This is a genomic window from Embleya sp. NBC_00888 (assembly GCF_045207655.1).
Taxonomy (GTDB): domain Bacteria; phylum Actinomycetota; class Actinomycetes; order Streptomycetales; family Streptomycetaceae; genus Embleya.
The window spans coordinates 4,754,317-4,771,867 of sequence record NZ_CP108785.1; the positions used below are offsets into that span (position 1 = coordinate 4,754,317).

The window sequence follows — 17,551 nt, forward strand, 5'->3', positions numbered from 1 at the left end:
GATCCCAGGGGGTGCGCGACACCGGGCCGCGGACCCGGAGGCCGGACCGCCCGCACGATTCAGTCCCACGGCACCACCGACGGAGGCCCCGCGCATGTCGCCCACCACGCTCACCGACACCGACACCGGCGACCGGCACACCCGCGCCGAGCCGACGGCCGACCCGTCCGCCGCGAGGTCCGCCCGCGCCTCGTCCGACGTCGGCGCGGAGCAGCGGCCGTCGCCATTCGCGTTGGTCGCCGCGCTGCTCGGATTCACCGTGATCTCGATCGACGTGTCCGCGGTGAACATCGCGCTGCCGTCGATCCGCTCTTCACTGCACAGCGGGATGACCGGGTTGCAGTGGGTCGTCGACGCGTACACGCTCATGCTCGCGGCCCTGATGTTGTCGGCGGGCGCGCTCGCCGACCGGACCGGTGCGCGACGTGCCTACGCCTGGGGCGTGACGCTGTTCACCCTGGCGTCGCTCGCCTGCGCGCTGGCTCCCGGGATCGGCACGCTCATCGGGGCGCGCGTCGCGCAGGGCGCCGCGGCGGCGATCGTGATCCCGGCATCGCTCGCGTTGATCCGGCAGACCTATGACGAGCCCCGGCAACGGGCCCGCGCGATCGCGTTGTGGACCGTGGGCGGCTCGGTGGCGATGGCCGCCGGCCCGGTGCTGGGCGGGGTGCTGACGGAAGGCCCGGGCTGGCGGGCGGTGTTCCTGCTCAACCTGCCGATCGGGGTGCTGATTCTGGTCCTGCTGACCCGCATCGCGCCGTCCCCGAAGCGGCCGGCGCCGCTCGACCTGATGGGCCAGGCGACCGCGATAGCGACGCTGGCGGGGGTCGCGTACGCGGTCATCGAGGGCGGCCACGCGGGCTGGACACAGCCGGGGGTGCTGAGTGCCCTGGCGATCGCGGTCGCGGGCGGTGTGGGCTTCCACCTCGTCGAGCGGCGGCACCGCGCGCCGATGGTCCCGCTGGAGATGCTGCGGCAGCGTTTGGTGGTCATCCCACTCACCGTCGGTTTCGTGATCAACGCGGCGTTCTACGGCGGGATCTTCCTGCTCGGCCTGTACTACCAGGAGCTGCGCGGCATGTCGGGCACCGAGGCGGGCCTGATGTTCGTGCCGATGGCTGCGGTCATCACCTCCACCAACCTGGTGTCGCCGCGCCTGGCGGAACGTATCGGGCGGCGGCCGGTCATCGCGGCCGGGCAGCTCATCATGGCGGGCGCGATGCTGGCCATGCTGCCGCTCGACGCGCACACACCGATCTGGCTCGTGATCGTCCTGCTGTTGCCGATGGGCATCGGCGGTGCGCTCTCCGTCCCGGCGTTCACCGCGCAGCTCATGGACAGCGTGCCCGGCGAGCGCGTCGGAGCGGCGTCCGGCCTGCTGAACGCGCTGCGGCAGACCGGAGGCGCGCTTGCGGTGGCCCTGTTCGGGTCACTGGCCACGGGGTCGGACGGCAGTGGTTTCTCGCTGTCCGGCATGCGTACGGGCGTGCTGGCCGAGGCGGTGCTCCTGGCCGCGACCGCGGCCGTGGCGTGGTGGCTGCTGCCGCGCGACACGAAGCGTTGAGCGTGGCCGGGTCCGCGTCGGCGCATCGACCGGGCCCATCGGATCGTGGTCGACCTCGGTCGGATCCGGTTCCGCGACTGCTCCGGGTTGAACCTGCTGTTGCGCGCCGGGACCCGCGCCCGGTTCCGGGTGGCGGCCCACGACTCGCGAGCAGCCAGGAGACAGTGACCGTGCGGCGCGTGACCCGCGAGCGGACGGCGGCCCGGACCTCGTCACCGAGCACCGTCCACGAACCCGCCATGCCATCGGTGACACGACCCGCTGGACGAGCACGGCTCTTTTGGATGCGGTGGATTTGGCAACGAAGACGGGTCCGTCGACGCAGCCGAACGTCCCCGGGGGTCCTCGGGGAGCCGACGAGTGTCATCCGGGGTGCACTGTCGGTCGTCGGTGCCGAGGAGGAGGGCGCCCAGGTCGGTGATGACGTGTCGGACCGCCAGGCCGTCGCGGTGGGTGAGGATCAGGCCGCTGTCGCGCAGCACCGCGGTGTGGTGGCTGACGACTGCGGCAGAACAGCGGACGTGCCGTGCGATGTCTCCGGTGGAGTGGATGTCGGCTTCGGCGATCGCCGTCAGGATGGCGGTGCGCGTACGTCCGAGCAGGGGGCCCAGGGTGCGTACGCTGCCGGGTTCGTGGCGCCCCAGGGGGACGCGGCGGCGTATCGGGTAGGTCATGCAGATCGGGAGGCCGGGGGTCTGGTAGCCCGAGAACGACACGCCGTTTCCGCCGAAGACACCCGCTGCGACGGCGAAGCCGTGGCCGCCAACGTCCGAGTCAGGCCTGACGGTCAAGACGAGCAGTCGGTGCACCTGTCCAACTACGGCGGCTGCGGCACCGGAATCGGCGACAGCTTCTCCTGGGATATCAGCAAACTGGGCTATGTGCGCAGCGGCGTCGTGACCGTCGAAATCTGCCGTGTCCGCCGAATCTGGCCCGGGGAGAACATCGACGCCTGTGGCTACGCAAACTCGCGCCTCTACACCATCGACTCGTAGGAGCCGTACGAAGGTTCTTGTGACCATCCGTTGATCGGGCTGTTGGTCTGTTCATGGGGCGTGGTGATCTGACGGATCGCGCGTGGGGCTTGCTGGAACCGTCGAACGGGACGAAGCCCTCGGCCTCTCCCGAGGCGGGCTCACCACCAAGCCCCACCTCGCCGCGGACGGTCGAGCACGGCCGCCGAGTCTGGTCGCCACGGCCGGACAGGCGGGCGACGCCCCGCAGTTCGAACAGGTGGTGCGCGGCATCCGCGTTCCGCGTCCCGGCCCGCCGCGGACCAGGCCGGACACGGTCACTACGGATGCCGCGTACTCCTCCCGCGCGGGCCACCTGCGCAGACGCGCCATCCGTCACTCGATCCTCGACACCGCCACGGCTCCGCGACCGCCCGCTCGTGGCACCCCTGAATGCTGCGCGTTCTGGACACACAGGGCGCCGTGGGCCCTGCGCGGCCCGGCCTGCCGACTTGGACATCGCGATCCCGCCGGCGCTCGGCGTCGAGGACGGCGAACCGCCCGAGCGATACGCCCTGCGGATCGGCTCCGGTGCGGGCGAGTTGACGCCCACCACCCGAGAACCACGGGCGCGATTGACGCGCCGTCAGTTCGTGGGGTGTACGTGCTGTGCGGGTGGCCACCGCGCTGCCGACGCGCCGGGCGGCCTCGTGGACCGTGTCGGCGAGGTTCCCGACGCAGGGGAAGCGAGGTAGTCGTTGCCGGCGTCGTCGAGGCACGGTTGCCCGTCGATGCCCAGGGCGCGCATCCCGCGGACCGTTGCATGGGCTTCGAGCGCGTGAACGAGATGCCGCACGCTCGTGTCGGCGAGGCTCCGTCTCATCCGTCGCAGGGTGGCAGGGCCCGGTCCTCGGCTTCCAGGTGTCGGTACGCAGCCAAAGACGCTGCGCGGGCGGCCCCACCATCGCGCTCCGGGGCGCGGGTCTGCTCGGTCGGCTGGGGCCTTCCGGGTTCGCGGCCCGGTAGGTGGGCGCGCATTGCGTGCGGGCTACACGTCGGGCGGCGCGCCCACGCGTTCGATGGGATTCGAGACGGACCGACAGGGGCATCCGCTGTCGCCCGCCGATTACACGGGGGCGTCGGAGTCTGCCGCGCGTCGGCCGCTTCGCCGCGTACCCCGACTCCGAACATCGGGAGTCGGGAGCGCCGGGTGCCGCAGCGAACACCGGCTTCGGGCCCACCGCCCCTGGCAAACACTGCTCGCGAAGGCCTTGTATCCATGTACTGATGCATGCAAAGGTGACGGCATGTCAGACGAGCGGGCCGTGCGCCGGATCGAAGCGTTCGTCGGCCAGGTGGCCGACATGGCGCGGCTGCCGGGCTACCGCAACCGGCTGCTGGCGGTCGCCGGCGTCGAGTTGCACCAGTCCGGACTGTCGATCCTGTCCGTCCTCGAACGCGAAGGCCCCCTCGGCGTCAGCGAACTGGGGGTACGCCTCGGCGTCGACCAGTCCACGGCCAGCCGCCAGGTCCGGCCGCTCGAGGTCGCCGGACTGGTCGCGCGCGGTCCGGACCCCGACGACCGCAGGGCCAGCCTGGTCCGCGTCACCGAGGCGGGCCTGCTCCTGCGCGCCCGGGTGCGCGGCACCTGGCTCGCCGACATCGCCTGGGCGGTCCGCGACTGGGACCCCGCCGAACGCGAGCAATTGGGTGAACTCCTCGAGCGGTTCGCCGCACGCTGGCGCGACGCCGCCGCCCGGGCCGGCCTCGACGCCGCACCCCGTACCGACCCCGGACCAACCGACGAACAGGTGACCTCGTGACCGACCGATTCGACCTCACCGGCCGCGTGGCCATCGTGACCGGCGGCAGCCGCGGCATCGGCCGCGCCATCGCCCATGCCTACGCCCGTGCCGGTGCGGCGGTCGTGATCGCCAGCCGCAAGGCCGATGCCTGTAAGGCCGTGGCCGAGGAGATCGAGGCGGCCGGCGGGCAGGCCCTCGCCGTCGCCACCCACCTGGGCGAACTCGACCAGCTCGAGGCCCTCGTCGACGCCACCGTGGCGCGCTTCGGGCGCCTCGACATCATCGTCAACAACGCCGCCAACGAACTCGCCCAGCCCGTCGGGCACATCACCCCCGAAGCCTGGGACAAGTCGTTCGCGGTCAACCTGCGCGGCCCGGTCTTCCTGGTCCAGTACGCGCTCCCGCACCTGATCGCCAGTGGCCGGGCGTCGGTCGTCAACGTGGTGAGCGCCGCCGTGTTCACGCGCGCCGAAGGCAAGGGCCTGTACGCGGCGGGCAAGTCCGCGCTGGTGGCCTTCACCCGCACGATGGCCGGTGAACTCGCGGTCCACAACATCCGCGTCAACGCGATGGCGCCCGGCACCGTCAAGACCGACATGGTCCTCAAGACGACACCCGACATGCAGGAACGCATGACCAAAGCGGCCCCGCTCAAGCGCATGGCCGACCCTGAGGAGATGACCGGCCTGGCCCTGCTGCTCGCCTCCGACGCGGGCAGCTTCATGACCGGCCAGATCGTCAGCATCGACGGCGGCCTCACGGTCCACTGAGCCGCCGCGCCACCCGGCGCAACCGCACACCGACCCACCGGCAGGCCCGCCGACACAGGAAGAGACGGATATGACCTTCGAGAACCGCGTCGCCGTGGTCACCGGCGCCGGAGGTGGGCTCGGCCGCGGCTACGCCCTGGAACTCGCCCGACTCGGCGCCCGCGTCCTGGTCAACGACCTCGGCGGCGGCAGCCACGGCGAGCCGCCCGCCGACGACCCGGCCGGGGCGGGTGAACTCGGCGCGGCCGAGCAGGTGGTCGCCGAGATCCGCGCGGCGGGCGGCACCGCGCGCGCGGACACGCGCGACATCACCACCGACGCGGCGGGCGTCATCGGCGCCGCGGTCGAGACCTGGGGCCGCGTCGACATCCTGGTCAACAACGCGGGCATCTCCGGCGGTGGGGAGATCGACGCCATCCCCGACGCCGAGTTCCGCCGCATGGTCGACGTGCACTACTGGGGCACCGTCGAGATGATCCGCGCCGCATGGCCGGTCATGCGGGCGCAGGGGTACGGACGCGTCATCAACTCGTCGTCGACATCGGTCCTGGGCATCCCCCACACCAGCCACTACATCTCGGCCAAGGCCGGCGTCCTCGGGCTGACCCGAGCCCTCGCGCAGGACGGCGCGGCCCATGGGATCAAGGTCAACGCGATCATGCCGACCGCGTACACCCGGCTGACCGCCGAGATCCCCGACGACGGACTACGGGCCCTCCTCGAACATTTCTTCAAGGCCGAATACGTCGCGCCGTTCGTCGCGGTGCTCGCGGACGAGAGCGTCCCGTGCACCGGCGAGACGTTCAGCGTGGGCGCGGGCCGCGCCGCGCGGGTCTTCCTGGGAGTGGCGCCCGGTTACCTCTCCGCCGATCCCGGAAGCGCGACGCCGGGCGAATACCTCGCCAACTTCGACCGGATCCTGGCGACCGAGGACCACATCGTGGCAACCAGCGCCATGGACGAAGTGGTCCTCTCCGCCGAAATGCTCGGCATCGACGCGGGCACCCCGACCGTCGGCACGTAGAAACCGGGCTCCCTCGCTCCCGATCCCAGGACGCTCGACCGGTCCCACACCGCCTGAACCGCACCGATCGCGATCGCGACGCCGCTCGCGTGCTCGCCGCCGCCGACGGTGTGTCCGGGCGCCGCTGATCGCGACGCCCCGACCCCGGCCACCGGGCCCCGCTCGCCGATCACGGCGACGCACGGGGCCCGGTCTCGCGGCGCCCTACCCCCAGGTCGGCGTCTGCGCGAAGGCGCGTTCCCAGTCGACCTGCTCGGCCCACCGGCGGAAGTCGTGCCATCCGACCTCGGGGAACTCGGCGTGCAGGGCCGCGACGTCGGTGTGCAGCGGGGTGTCCTCGAAGCTCTGGAACATGTCGGCGATCTCGTCGCCGGCCCACTGTCGTACCTGCGGGATCGGGATGTTCGCGTAGGGTATGTCCTTGCCGAGTACGTCGGAGAGGATCCCTGCGACCTCGAGCGTGGTGAGACTGTCCGAGACGACGTCGATCCGGCGCCCGATGAGGGTGTCCGGGTTCTCGATCGCATGTACGGCCAGTCCCGCGATGTCGAGGACCGTGACCTGGTCGAGTCGGCGGTCGGCCGAGAGCGGGAACGCGTAGACGCCCTGCGGCAGACGATTGAAGCCGACGTTGAGTGCGTTCTCCATGAAATAGACCGGCTGGACGCTCGTGACCCGCAACTCCTTCTCTCGGAACCAGCGTTCGATCACCTGCTTCGAGGACGCGTGTTCGACCTTCAGGTCGTCGTCGGAGGCCGCGCCCCGGACCGACGAGTGCACGAGATGCGCGTGGACCGCCTCGGCCGCGGCGCCGATGGCCCGGCCCTGGGCGATTTCCTCGGCGGCCCCGTGCTCGCCGAACGGCACGGTGAGGCCGAAGATGGCGTCCACCCCGCGAGCCGCCGTGGTGAGCGCGGCCGAGTCCGCGAGGTCGCCGACGGCGAGTCGTACGCCGTCGGCCGCCAGGGTCGCGGCGGCGGGCGCGTCGGGGTTGCGGACGTAGGCGACGACCTCGTGGCCGCGTGCCCGGAGGAGGTCGGCGACGGCGCCGCCCTGCTTGCCGGTCGCGCCGGCGACGAGGACGGTGCGCTTGGTGGTTTCAGGCATGAGGCACTCCATGGGTTGCTGTGTAGGAGGGAAGGAAAGTCGGGCGGTGAAGCGCCGAGGGCCGGACGGCGGGGAGTCGAGCGACCGTCGTGTGACCGTCCGGGCATGCTTCATCGTCGGCTGCCGATCCTGGGCAGACGGGGCCGAACGGACTGCGGTTCCACGGGACGGTGGTTCGACGGGTGCCGGTGCCGGGGCGTGTGCCCGAAGAAGCGACGGAATCCTCGACTCAGTCGACGGTGAGGACGACCTTGCCGCGCACGCGTCCGGTCTCCATCTCGCGGTGCGCCTCGGCGGCGTCGGCGAGCGCCGTCTCGCGCGCGCTTTCGATCCGCAGGCGGGCCTTCTCGAACAGCGCGGCGGGCGCGCCGAGTTGCTCGGTCGTGCGGGTTGCCCGCACCGCCCTTACGCCCAGGCGCTGCGCGATTTCGCCGGCACCGGCGATGGTCACCCGGCGCGCGGCGTCCGGGACGAGCCAGTGCCCAGCGCTTCCTCATCGCCGTGCGTGTCGAACGCCGCGTTCACCCTTCGGGATCGCCGTAGGCCGTGAACACGATCGCCCGACTCACGTCGCGCCCTCCTCCTCGCCATCACCAGCACCCGCGCGCGGGGGGACCAGGATCTTCATCAGTTGCGCGCGCACGCGCTCGCGGTATTCGGCGGAGAGCGGATCGATGCCGTAGATGCCCTCGACCACCTGCGGCAGCGCGATCGGGGCGAAGGACAGCACGAAGCCGAGCAGCACCGCGAACTCGGGGTCGAACTCGTCGGTGACCTCGCCCGATTCCTGCCGGGAGCGCATTCGCTCCACCGCGTCGGTCAGCGTCGCGCGCCATTCGTCCGACAGGGCACGCGCGTCGTCGGGTCCGTCGCCGAGTGCCTGCCACACGACCATCCGCGATCGTTGCGGATCGTCGAGGGTGGCGTCCATCATCGCGGCGAAGCCCTGCTCGAAGCCCGCCTCCTCCGCGGCGATCGCGTCCCGCCGCTCGCGCCACCGGGCGCGGAGTTCGTCTACCAGGCCCTGTTTGCCGCCGAAGTAGTAGGCGATGAGCTGCTGATTGACCCCGGCTCGGGCGGCGATCCCGGCTGTGCGTGCCCCCGCGTAGCCCTTGGCGGAGAACTCCGCCAGGGCCGCGTCCAGGATCCGCGCGCGGGAGTCGGCCGCAGCCTTCCCCCGCTCCTCCGGACGCGGCGACCGCCGGACCCGTTTCGCGCTGTTCGCTTCGACGTCTGCCATGATCGGAGCCTACACTTCAATCGATTGAATGACAATTCTCAATCATCTGATTGAACACCGATGCCGAGGACTTGCTCGCCCACGGTTGCGGCGATCCGGCCGCCGACGCGGGAAGTTCGCCCGAACGGGACGAACGCGCCGCCTCGAACGGTGTTTGTTCGCCGTGAACTCGGGCTCGGTCTTGGGAAGCGTGCATGATCCTGGCCGGGTACCGACCTTCGCCGACGTGTGCGTCACGAGTGGACGCCCGGGGGCCGGGGGCGAGGTCGTCGGCCCGTGGGCGCCCGGCGGCCCCCCGAATGGCCCAGCCGTGTTTTTGCTCAAGGGTGGGTCGTACGCGAAATTGTTCGCGCCACATCACCGCTCGTTCCCGCCGACGTGTCGGCCGGCACGTCGATCCCGGGAGCGCACACCTCGCAGACCGCGCGATCGCCCGGCGATCGCTTCGAAAGGACCGTCATGCGCCACCTCGAACACACCGTCACCATCGGCGCCCCGATCGCGGACGTGTGGAACGTCCTGCTGGACGTGGAGGGATGGGTCCGCCTGTTCCCCTCGACCAGTGCCGCGCGGGTCACCGAGAGTTCGCCCACGCATCAGATCGTCGCCCTCACCGGGAACATCGGCGGCCGCAGCCAGTCGTGGGTCTCGCGGCGCGACATCGACGAGGCGGGTCGCGTCATCGACTACCGCCAAGTGGAGACCGCGCCCATGATGAAGCGGATGGCCGGGCAGTGGCGGGCGGTGTCCACGTCGGACACCACGACGGAGCTGACCATCACCCACGACTTCGAACCGGCCGCCCCGACGGAGCCGGTCGCCGAACTTTCCGGGGCCCGGGACCTCGGCGGTCTGCTGAACCGGGCGCTGGACCAGTTGGCCCCCGCCCATCTGGTGGCGATCAAGGCCGAGGCCGAGTGGGTCCACGCGGGAGCCCGAGCCCGCACGTCCTGAACACCGGGGGACATGTCGCCGCGCCGGGACGGCCCCGGCCGCCCCGGCAAAGCGAGTCGACCCAAGCCGCTACGTGCTCATCGCGCGAGGAAAGACTCTCACCGATGCCGATGTGGCGTCGGCCCGCTCCGGTTCGTGTGGTCGCGGGGGAGAGGCCGTACTCACGACGCAGGGAGTGTTGGTGAAAGAACGGTTCGCCGCCGAACGACCGTACCTGTGGGATCGGGCCACACCGCGGGAAGAAGCCTGGCTGATCCGCGTGCCCCCGTCCCGGACCGCGAGCGAGGCTCATCTCGCCCAGCCGAAGGACGTCGCCGTCCGGCCGGCGGACGACGCGCGGTCCGCGGCGTACTTCCCGCCGGCGGAAGGGGTGAGGCGCCCACTCGTGTGGGCCCTGCGTCCCCGGCCGCCACGTCGGATCGAACGGTCAGTGGCCGGTGAACGTGACCGCGATCCGCAGCCCGCCCTCCGTCCCCGGAGCGGCCCTGACCTGCGCGCCGTGGGCGTCGGCGATGGAGCGCACGATGGAGAGGCCGAGCCCGTGGCCGCTGTTGTGGCCCACCCGGTCCTGGGCCAGCCGTCGGAACGGCTCGAACAGGTTGTTCACCCGGTCGGCGGGGATCTCGGAGCCGGTGTTGGTGACGGTCAGGGTCCGGCCTTCGAGGGCCACGTCCACGCGGCCGCCGGCGTGGTTGTAGCGGATGGCGTTGCCGATCAGGTTGGTCAGGAGATGGCGCAGGAGTACGGGGTCGCCGTCGATGTCGATGGGGGAGCCGGTCACCGTCACGGCCACGTCCTTCTCGTCGGCCGGGGCGGCGAGTTCCGCGGCGGCCTGTCGGGCGAGGTCTCGAAGGTCGACCGGCTCGGTGTCGTGGAGCCCGCAGTCGCTGCGGGCGAGCAGCAGCAGTGCGGCGATCAGCTTCTCGGCGTCCCGGTTGGCGGTGAGCAGGTCCTCGCGGACCTCGGCGAGACCCTCCGGCAGCGGGTCGGCGAGACCGACCTGAAGGCTGGCACGCTGGACGGCGAGTGGGGTGCGCAGTTCGTGCGAGGCGTTGGCGACGAAGCGGCGCTGACTGTCGAAGGCCTTCTCCAGCCGGTCCAGCATGGTGTCGAAGGTGTCCGCGAGGCGGTGCAGTTCGTCGTCGGGGCCGGTGAGGTCCAGCCGCTCGTGCAGGTTGTGATCGCTGATTCGGCGCGCGGCGTCGGTCATCGAGGCAATCGGCCGGAGCGCCCGCCCGGACAACCACCAGCCGATCAGGCCGGCGAGCAGGGCCAGGACCACCAGCCCGATGCCGGACCAGAGCAACATCTGCTGGAGCGCGGCATCCTGCACGGTCCGAATGGTCTGGTTCACCTGCCTGGCGGCGACGCCCTCGGTGCCGGACCGATCCCACGTCGGCCCGAGCACGGTGCTGCCGTCCGGTGCCGCCGGCCGAGCGTCGCCCATGACCGCGTTCGCGGGTAGCCGCGTGATCTCCATGCCCTGCACCCGCTGCGCCGTGCCGTAGCGGGCCAGCAGCACGACAAAGGCCAACAGGGCGGCGCCGGCCAGCAGGAACAGCCCGCTGAAGGCGCCCGCCAGCCAGGTCCGGAAGGGCAACCGGCGCGGGTTCAGCCGCACAGCCGGTAGCCCCGGCCCGCGTCGGCGATGATCACTTCGCGATCGCCCAGTTTGCCGCGCAGCCGGCTGATGGTGGAGCGCACCGCGCCGGTTCGCGGATCGAGGTTCTCGTCCCACACCGTCCGCACGATCTCGTCGTGCGGCACCGCCTCGCCCTCGGCCTCCAGCAACATCCGCAGCACGGCGAACTCCCTGGGCGTGAGCTCCACGGTCTCGCCGTCGACCTTCACCTCCCGCTTGGCGCGGTTCAGCGTGATGCCCAGATGTCGCAGCACCACGGGCGGCGGCTTGGGCACGCGCCGGCCGAGCGCGCGGATACGCGCCACCAGTTCGGCGAAGTCGAAGGGCTTGGCCAGATAGTCGTCGGCGCCGAGCTGCTCCAACCCGAACACCTTGTCCTCCAGCGCCCCGGCGGAGGTGAGCATCAGGATGCGCGGCGGATCAACCAGTTCGCGCAGTCTCCGGCAGACCTCGTCACCGGTCATCACGGGCAGGTCGCGGTCGAGCACCAGCACGTCGTAGTCGGTGAGCAGGGACATCCGCTCGGCCTCGTCGCCCGAGACGGCGAGGTCCACCGCTATCGACTGCCGGCGCAGGCCGGTCGCAATCGTTCGCGCCAGCACGTGGTGGTCTTCGGCGACCAGAACTCTCATGGACCCATGCAACCAGGCGAAGCGTTGCGGGGATGTAAGCGGCCGGGCCGGCCGGACGTCTCCTTATCCCGCCGTAACAGAACTTAGAGGCTGCTCGGCGGCGACGGCTTCCGCTTCGACGTCAACGACAAGGCTTTCCGGAATCAGGTGCAACCCCTGCAGCGGGTCGGCGCGTTCGCCGGCGCGCTGGTCCGGCTGATCGCCGGCGCCGGCGCCGTGATCCTCGGTCTGATCGTCACCCTCACCATCCGCGAGCGGCGCGACGAGCTGGGGGTGCCGCTGTCACTCGGCGAGCGGAAGTGGAAGCTCGTCGCCCAGCAGGCCGCGGAGATCGTCGCGGTCGTCGCGGTGGCCGTCGGCCTCAGCTCGCTGTTCGCCCAAGCCCTCACCGAGCGGGTCGGCAACTCCCTGGTGAGCAGCGAGGCAAGCGCCGCCCAGCGGAAGCTGGACGCCTGGCAGCCCCCGGCGCCCGGCTCGACCGGCCTGCGCGAGGGCATCGACCCCGACAGCCAACCCGTCAAGGGCGCCGACCCGATCGACGAGATCACCGTACGTCTGCACAACGGCACCCTGGCCGCCGTGGCCGGCCTCGGCCTCGGCATCGCACTGCCGGCCACCGCCATCCCCGCGACCTCCGTGCTGCGCCTGTCCCCGCGCTCCATCCTCTCGACGGGCAAGTGACCATGACCGGCAACGCCGTGACCGACCCGCCCGTCCTGCGACTCTCCGAGCTGAGCCACACGTACACCGGACAGCGCCGCAAGACCACTGTGCTCAGGCAGATCGACTACGGCTTCGAACGCGGGGCCTTCTACACCGTCCTGGGCCCGTTCGGCAGCGGCAAGACGACACTGCTGTGCCTGGCGTCCGGACTCGACGTGCCCACCACGGGGTCGATCGCCTTCGACGGCGTGGATCTGCGGACCATCGGCCTGGGCCGCTACCGGAACAAGCACGCGGCCCTGCGCAAAGGCGGGGTCGGCGCTGCCTCGAACCGAGGCTGACGTACGAGGAGGGGTTGTCGGAGCACGGGCCCGGCTGTTCGGTCGGCGATCTTATCTCCTTGTAAGAGGACGGTTGGTTAGCTGATCGCATGTGGAAATCGATGACGAAAACCTCCCCGGCCCGCCGTTCGGCATGCGGCAGGGGCCGGGCCGCCCGCGTAGTGGGGACCGCGGCAACTGCACTACTGGCAACGGCAATAGCCGTATCACCGGCCCAGGCCATCAACGGTGGCGAAGAGGTGAGCAAACCGTACTCGTTCATGGCATCGATCCAGAGCAAGCAGAACAGTGGTCAGATCTGCGGCGGCAGTCTGATCGCGCCGACGTGGGTCCTGACGGCACGGCACTGCATGTTCGACAGGGACGGCAAACCGGTCGGCACGCACGACAAGCAGGTACGCATCGGCAGTCTCGACCGGACCAGGGGCGGGGAAGTCCGCAACATCGCCCAGGTGGTGTCCCCGCCCGATGGCGGTGCCGGTGACCTCGGGACGGACCTCGCCCTCCTGAGGCTCGACGCCCCGGTCGAAGCGACCCCGGTGGACCTGCCCGAAAAGCGGCCCCGGGTGGGTACCGGTGTCCGCATTCTCGGGTGGGGGGATCACGAACTGCCGCAGAAGCCGGGAGATCCCTTCCCGGATCCCCCCACCATGCTGCGCCGGTTGGACTCCTCGGTCGTCACTTCCCAACGCTGCAACGGTCCGGACGGGAAGTACATCACCGACAAGGAGTTCTGCGTCGCGACGACACCCGCCGGTGAATCCGCGCGTGCCGGGGATTCGGGCGGCCCGGTGCTGGTGAAGGGCAACTGCGGGTGGACCCTGGGTGGAGTCGTCTCCCGTACCGGCTGGTTCTTCGACGGCCGGGAGATGCCCGACGGTATCGACGTCTCCGTGGCCGACCACCTGGACTGGATCCGGAACACCCTCCCGGGCCCGCGTCGATAGCGGACGTGGATCCGGGCAATCCCCGCTTCGTGTCGAGCGGTTCCGGCCACGACGCGGCGCTGCCCGGTGTCGAGCGGTTCCGGCCACGACGCGGCGTTTGCCGCGCTGCGATCCACTGCCCTGCTCACATCCACTGCCCTGCTCACAGGCCGAAACATCACCAACGGGAAGGAGTCGACAGTGACGTCACAGGACGGACACCGGATGGCCGAGGGAATGTCGCGGAGGCGAATGCTGGGGGCGATGGCCGCGGGCGCCGTGGCCTCGGCCGGGCCGGTCGGGCAGGCGTACGGCTCTCCTGCCCGGGCCCCTCGGGCCGCGGAGCGGGTGACCGGGCCGGTCGAGCGGCACATGGAGATGCTGGACGCGATCGCCGCCCGGCACGGTGGCAACCGGGCGGCCGGGCTCCCCGGCTTCACGCACTCCGCGTGTTATGTGGAGGACCGGTTGCACCGGGTCGGATACCGCACCCGGCGTCTGCCGGTCGGCTACGAGCGCACGGATCACATACGGGACGTCGTCGAACAGGTCCGCCCCCGGCAGCGCAGCGTCTTTCACACCGTGGCGCGAGGAGTTGCGGCGTCACCGGCCGGTGGGGACACCGGGGAGTTGGTCACACCGCGCGATGGCTTCGGTGACGCCGCCGACAGTTGGGAGGGCATCGGCGCACGCGGGAAGGTGGCACTGCTGCAACTGCGCCCGAACCTGCTGCGCGGTGCTCGCCCGGAGTACGTGGCCGGCGGATGCCACGGCGGCGGGGTGGTCAGGAGACAACGGATCGCCGCGGGTCAGACCGAGTCCGCCCGCCAGGCGCTGATCCACGCCCGTACCGCCGGCGTCGTGGCGGTGTTGTTCTACCTCGATCAGGCCGACATCCCGATCGGCCTGACCTTCGACGCTCCCGGGGACGCCGAACTGCCGCCGGCGGGCGTCGTCTTCTCCCGCGATGCCACCGTGCTGCGCGAGGACATGAACGCCGGCGGCACGACGGTGCGTATCGAACTGGAGCTGCGACAGCGGCGGGTGGACACCTTCAGCGTGCTCACCGAGCCCCCGGACGCCACGGCCGCCAGACACGTGTTCGGTGCGCATTTGGACAGCGTTCCGCAAGGCCCCGGCATCGACGACAACGGCTCCGGCTCCGCGTTGCTCCTCCAACTCGCCCACGCCTTCGCCGCCAAGCCTGCCCGCAGTCCCGTGCAGTTCTGCTGGTGGGGCGGCGAGGAGGACGGCATGCGCGGCTCCCGAGAGTTCGTCGAGACCGAACCGCTCCGGCCGATCCGCGGCTACTTCAACATGGACATGGTCGCCGCCCCCAACTACGTCATCGGCGTCTACGGCAACGGGCCGCAACGCCATTTCACCGACCACTTCACCGCCATCGGTCAACCCTGGATCGAAGGTCCCGTCGACGGAATGTCCGACCAAGTCCCCTTCCTCGACGCCGGGATTCCGGTCGCCGGGATCGACACGGTCCGCAGCGCACCCGCGGATCTCAAAAACGATCGTGAGGCCGCACTGTTCGGAGGTACCGTCGGCCGCCCCTTCGACCCCCAATATCACGGCCCCGGCGACACCATCACCAACATCAGCACCAAAGGCCTCGCCATCTGCACCGCCGCCGGCCACGCCGCACTCCGGTCCGTCAGCCGCTGACCGGCGAGGACCGGCGAGGACCGGCTCGGGCGGCGTTACCCGGTGCCGAGGAGCGTCGGTCCGCGCGCTCGGGGTTCGACCCGGCGGCGGCCTGCCGATGAGCCTCGCTCACGGCCACGTGGTGGAGCGCCTGACCCGGTCGCGCCCGACCACCCCCACCCACCCGCGACGTCATCGCCGCATGTGGGACAGAGCCGTTCGATGCACGACCCTCAAGGAGCCTGACGTGATGCGGCAGCCCCGGGGTGTGACGGTTGCCGACCGGGGGCTGCCTCCGTCCCGAGGACAGGGCGGAGGCAGCCGTGCGATCCCGCGGCCGTCAGGCGGCGACCAGGCCCCACTTGTGGGAGGTGGTGTTGGCGAACTTGAAGTAGAAGTAGGCGCCGTTGTCGAAGTCCGTGCCCAGCACGGTCCACTTGCCGGTCTTCACGGTGACCCGACCCTTGCAGACCTCCTTGCGCGGATCCCGGTTCTTCAGGTAACACAGCTCGATCACCGTGTTCTGGGCCGGCTTGACCTGGATGTCCGCGCAACGGTTGGTCGTCACGTAGTAGCCGGGACCGGTCGGGGCGTATCCCCAGCCGGACGGCTTGTCGTACTGCCAGGCGCCGCCGATGCAGGACGCGGCGGTGGTCGAGGCGTCCCCCGATCGGGACGGCGTGGCGGACGCGGGCGAACCCGCGACGAGGGGTGCACCGAGGAGGACGGTGGCGGCGACCGCGGTGAGGAGCTTCGTACGACCTGACACGACTTTCTCCTTTGGGAGGCATGGCCGTCGAGTGCGGCTGTGGCAGGCCGGTAGACTCGACTGCCGTGGCGGACACCCAGTACGAAGACCTGTTGCAACTGGTGCTCACCTCCGGGACGGCCAAAGCCGACCGGACGGGCACCGGGACTCGAAGTGTCTTCGGGCACCAGCTGCGCTACGACCTCTCGCGGGGGTTCCCGCTGGTCACCACCAAAAAGGTGCATCTCAGGTCCATCGTGTACGAGCTCCTGTGGTTCCTGCGCGGCGACTCCAACGTCGGCTGGCTGCGTGAGCACGGCGTCACCATCTGGGACGAATGGGCCGACGCGAACGGCGAACTCGGTCCGGTGTACGGCGCACAGTGGCGCTCCTGGCCCACCCCGGACGGCAGGCACATCGACCAGATCGGCGATGTTCTCGAGACTCTGCGCCGCGACCCGGACTCCCGCCGGATGATCGTCTCCGCATGGAACGTCGCCGAGCTGACCAATATGGCACTCGCGCCGTGTCACGCCCTCTTCCAGTTCCACGTCGCCGACGGCAAGCTCTCCTGCCAGCTGTACCAGCGCAGCGCGGACCTCTTCCTCGGCGTCCCATTCAACATCGCCGGCTATGCCCTGCTCACGCACATGGTGGCGCAGCAGGCCGACCTCGAGCCGGGCGACTTCATCTGGACCGGCGGCGACTGCCACATCTACGACAATCACGTCGAGCAGGTGACCGAGCAGCTCTCCCGCACCCCGTTCGAGTTTCCCGAGTTGCGCCTGCGCCGAGCCGATTCGCTCTTCGACTACGCCTACGCCGATGTGGAGGTGCTCGACTACCGGCACCACCAGGCCATCAAAGCCCCGGTCGCGGTGTGAACGTCGGGCTCATCTGGGCGCAGACCCTCGACGGCGTCATCGGCGCGGACAACGCGATTCCGTGGCGACTGCCCGAGGACTTGGCCCATTTCAAGGCAACCACCCTGGGTCATCCAGTGGTGATGGGGCGCAAGACGTGGGATTCGCTGCCTTCGCGATTCCGGCCGCTGCCCGGCAGGCGCAACATCGTGGTGACTCGCAATCCGCGATGGGTGGCCGAAGGCGCGGAACGCGCCGGGTCCGTCACCGACGCTCTGGCACTCGCAGCCGAGCCGTCGGAAACAGGTGTCCCTGATGCCGCGTGGGTGATCGGTGGCGGGGAGATCTACCGTGCCGCCATGGAATACGCCACGATGCTTTCGGTGACCGAAGTCGAATCGACGGTGGACGGCGACACCTACGCCCCGACACCGGACCCGACGTGGAAAGTCACCGAGGACCAGGGCCGGCAGTCCTCGACATCCGGGCTGCGCTACCGCATCCGCAGATACACCCGGTGACCGTCGACTCACCACCGTGACCTGGCTCGATTCTCCGTTGTCCGCCGGCTCGTCGAGCTGAGACGGGCCGAGGAAAACGAGAGGGGCACCAGGTGCGGCCCCGTCGTCCTGCGTAACCTCCACGCCGAACGCCGGATCCAAG

Annotated in this window: 19 protein-coding genes and 1 pseudogene; 13 read left to right on the forward strand and 7 right to left on the reverse strand. The window is 70.6% G+C overall.

What is annotated here, in order from left to right:
• Positions 1-94: 94 nt before the first annotated feature.
• Positions 95-1,564, forward strand: coding sequence for an MFS transporter (locus OG948_RS55125; protein WP_331772634.1), 1,470 nt, complete (start codon positions 95-97; stop codon positions 1,562-1,564).
• A 212-nt stretch (positions 1,565-1,776) separates the two neighbouring features.
• Here the strand turns inward: OG948_RS55125 and OG948_RS55130 are convergent, their stop codons facing one another.
• Positions 1,777-2,097 carry a hypothetical protein gene (locus OG948_RS55130; protein WP_406300927.1) on the reverse strand — a complete coding sequence of 107 codons (321 nt, stop codon included), beginning with the start codon at positions 2,095-2,097 and terminating at the stop codon, positions 1,777-1,779.
• Here OG948_RS55130 and OG948_RS55135 point away from each other — a divergent pair.
• The 5 genes and pseudogenes from OG948_RS55135 to OG948_RS55155 all read left to right on the forward strand — a co-directional run bounded on the left by OG948_RS55135 (position 1,990) and on the right by OG948_RS55155 (position 6,116).
• Positions 1,990-2,559, forward strand: coding sequence for a hypothetical protein (locus tag OG948_RS55135; protein ID WP_331772635.1), 570 nt, complete (start codon positions 1,990-1,992; stop codon positions 2,557-2,559). The genes OG948_RS55130 and OG948_RS55135 overlap by 108 nt on opposite strands.
• Before the next feature lie 109 nt (positions 2,560-2,668).
• Positions 2,669-2,923, forward strand: a pseudogene (locus OG948_RS55140) (transposase); the annotation flags it as partial.
• Between the two features lie 901 nt (positions 2,924-3,824).
• Positions 3,825-4,340 (forward strand): MarR family winged helix-turn-helix transcriptional regulator, encoded by a 516-nt coding sequence (locus OG948_RS55145; protein ID WP_331772636.1) that lies wholly within the window; start codon positions 3,825-3,827, stop codon positions 4,338-4,340.
• Positions 4,337-5,092 (forward strand): glucose 1-dehydrogenase, encoded by a 756-nt coding sequence (locus tag OG948_RS55150; protein WP_331772637.1) that lies wholly within the window; start codon positions 4,337-4,339, stop codon positions 5,090-5,092. Before OG948_RS55145 ends, OG948_RS55150 begins: the two co-directional genes overlap by 4 nt.
• Before the next feature lie 70 nt (positions 5,093-5,162).
• Positions 5,163-6,116 (forward strand): SDR family NAD(P)-dependent oxidoreductase, encoded by a 954-nt coding sequence (locus OG948_RS55155; protein WP_331772638.1) that lies wholly within the window; start codon positions 5,163-5,165, stop codon positions 6,114-6,116.
• Positions 6,117-6,320: 204 nt separating this feature from the next.
• On the opposite strand, the gene OG948_RS55160 is transcribed toward OG948_RS55155, so the two are convergent.
• The 3 genes from OG948_RS55160 to OG948_RS55170 all read right to left on the reverse strand — a co-directional run bounded on the left by OG948_RS55160 (position 6,321) and on the right by OG948_RS55170 (position 8,463).
• Positions 6,321-7,223 (reverse strand): NmrA family NAD(P)-binding protein, encoded by a 903-nt coding sequence (locus tag OG948_RS55160; RefSeq protein ID WP_331772639.1) that lies wholly within the window; start codon positions 7,221-7,223, stop codon positions 6,321-6,323.
• Positions 7,224-7,452: 229 nt separating this feature from the next.
• Complete coding sequence (locus tag OG948_RS55165; protein ID WP_331772640.1) at positions 7,453-7,674, reverse strand: zinc-binding dehydrogenase; 222 nt, start codon at positions 7,672-7,674, stop codon at positions 7,453-7,455.
• A gap of 114 nt (positions 7,675-7,788) precedes the next feature.
• A complete protein-coding gene (locus OG948_RS55170; protein ID WP_331772641.1) occupies positions 7,789-8,463 on the reverse strand; it encodes a TetR family transcriptional regulator in 675 nt (224 codons plus the stop codon).
• A gap of 459 nt (positions 8,464-8,922) precedes the next feature.
• On the opposite strand from OG948_RS55170, the gene OG948_RS55175 reads away from it, so the two are divergent.
• Positions 8,923-9,417: an SRPBCC family protein gene (locus tag OG948_RS55175; protein WP_331772642.1), complete on the forward strand. Its 495-nt coding sequence runs from the start codon at positions 8,923-8,925 to the stop codon at positions 9,415-9,417.
• Positions 9,418-9,844: 427 nt separating this feature from the next.
• On the opposite strand, the gene OG948_RS55180 is transcribed toward OG948_RS55175, so the two are convergent.
• Together OG948_RS55180 and OG948_RS55185 are read right to left on the reverse strand one after the other, a co-directional pair.
• On the reverse strand, positions 9,845-11,038 hold the full coding sequence (locus OG948_RS55180; protein ID WP_331772643.1) for an ATP-binding protein: 1,194 nt from the start codon (positions 11,036-11,038) through the stop codon (positions 9,845-9,847).
• A complete protein-coding gene (locus tag OG948_RS55185) occupies positions 11,029-11,691 on the reverse strand; it encodes a response regulator transcription factor (protein WP_331772644.1) in 663 nt (220 codons plus the stop codon). Before OG948_RS55185 ends, OG948_RS55180 begins: the two co-directional genes overlap by 10 nt.
• 147 nt (positions 11,692-11,838) lie before the next feature.
• On the opposite strand from OG948_RS55185, the gene OG948_RS55190 reads away from it, so the two are divergent.
• The 4 genes from OG948_RS55190 (at position 11,839) to OG948_RS55205 (ending at position 15,298) form a co-directional block, all read left to right on the forward strand.
• The gene (locus OG948_RS55190) at positions 11,839-12,372 is read left to right on the forward strand and encodes an FtsX-like permease family protein (protein WP_331772645.1); all 534 of its coding nucleotides are present in this window, start codon (positions 11,839-11,841) and stop codon (positions 12,370-12,372) included.
• Positions 12,373-12,374: 2 nt separating this feature from the next.
• Entirely contained in the window at positions 12,375-12,695 is a 321-nt protein-coding gene (locus tag OG948_RS55195) for an ATP-binding cassette domain-containing protein (protein ID WP_331772646.1), read from the forward strand.
• A 101-nt stretch (positions 12,696-12,796) separates the two neighbouring features.
• A complete protein-coding gene (locus OG948_RS55200; protein ID WP_331772647.1) occupies positions 12,797-13,642 on the forward strand; it encodes a serine protease in 846 nt (281 codons plus the stop codon).
• 180 nt (positions 13,643-13,822) lie between these two features.
• On the forward strand, positions 13,823-15,298 hold the full coding sequence (locus OG948_RS55205) for a M20/M25/M40 family metallo-hydrolase (protein WP_331772648.1): 1,476 nt from the start codon (positions 13,823-13,825) through the stop codon (positions 15,296-15,298).
• A gap of 319 nt (positions 15,299-15,617) precedes the next feature.
• On the opposite strand, the gene OG948_RS55210 is transcribed toward OG948_RS55205, so the two are convergent.
• Positions 15,618-16,046, reverse strand: coding sequence for a hypothetical protein (locus OG948_RS55210; RefSeq protein ID WP_331772649.1), 429 nt, complete (start codon positions 16,044-16,046; stop codon positions 15,618-15,620).
• Between the two features lie 65 nt (positions 16,047-16,111).
• Here OG948_RS55210 and OG948_RS55215 point away from each other — a divergent pair, with 65 nt between their 5' ends.
• Positions 16,112-16,909: a thymidylate synthase gene (locus tag OG948_RS55215; protein WP_331772650.1), complete on the forward strand. Its 798-nt coding sequence runs from the start codon at positions 16,112-16,114 to the stop codon at positions 16,907-16,909.
• Positions 16,906-17,409 (forward strand): dihydrofolate reductase, encoded by a 504-nt coding sequence (locus OG948_RS55220; protein ID WP_331772651.1) that lies wholly within the window; start codon positions 16,906-16,908, stop codon positions 17,407-17,409. Before OG948_RS55215 ends, OG948_RS55220 begins: the two co-directional genes overlap by 4 nt.
• Positions 17,410-17,551 lie beyond the last annotated feature (142 nt).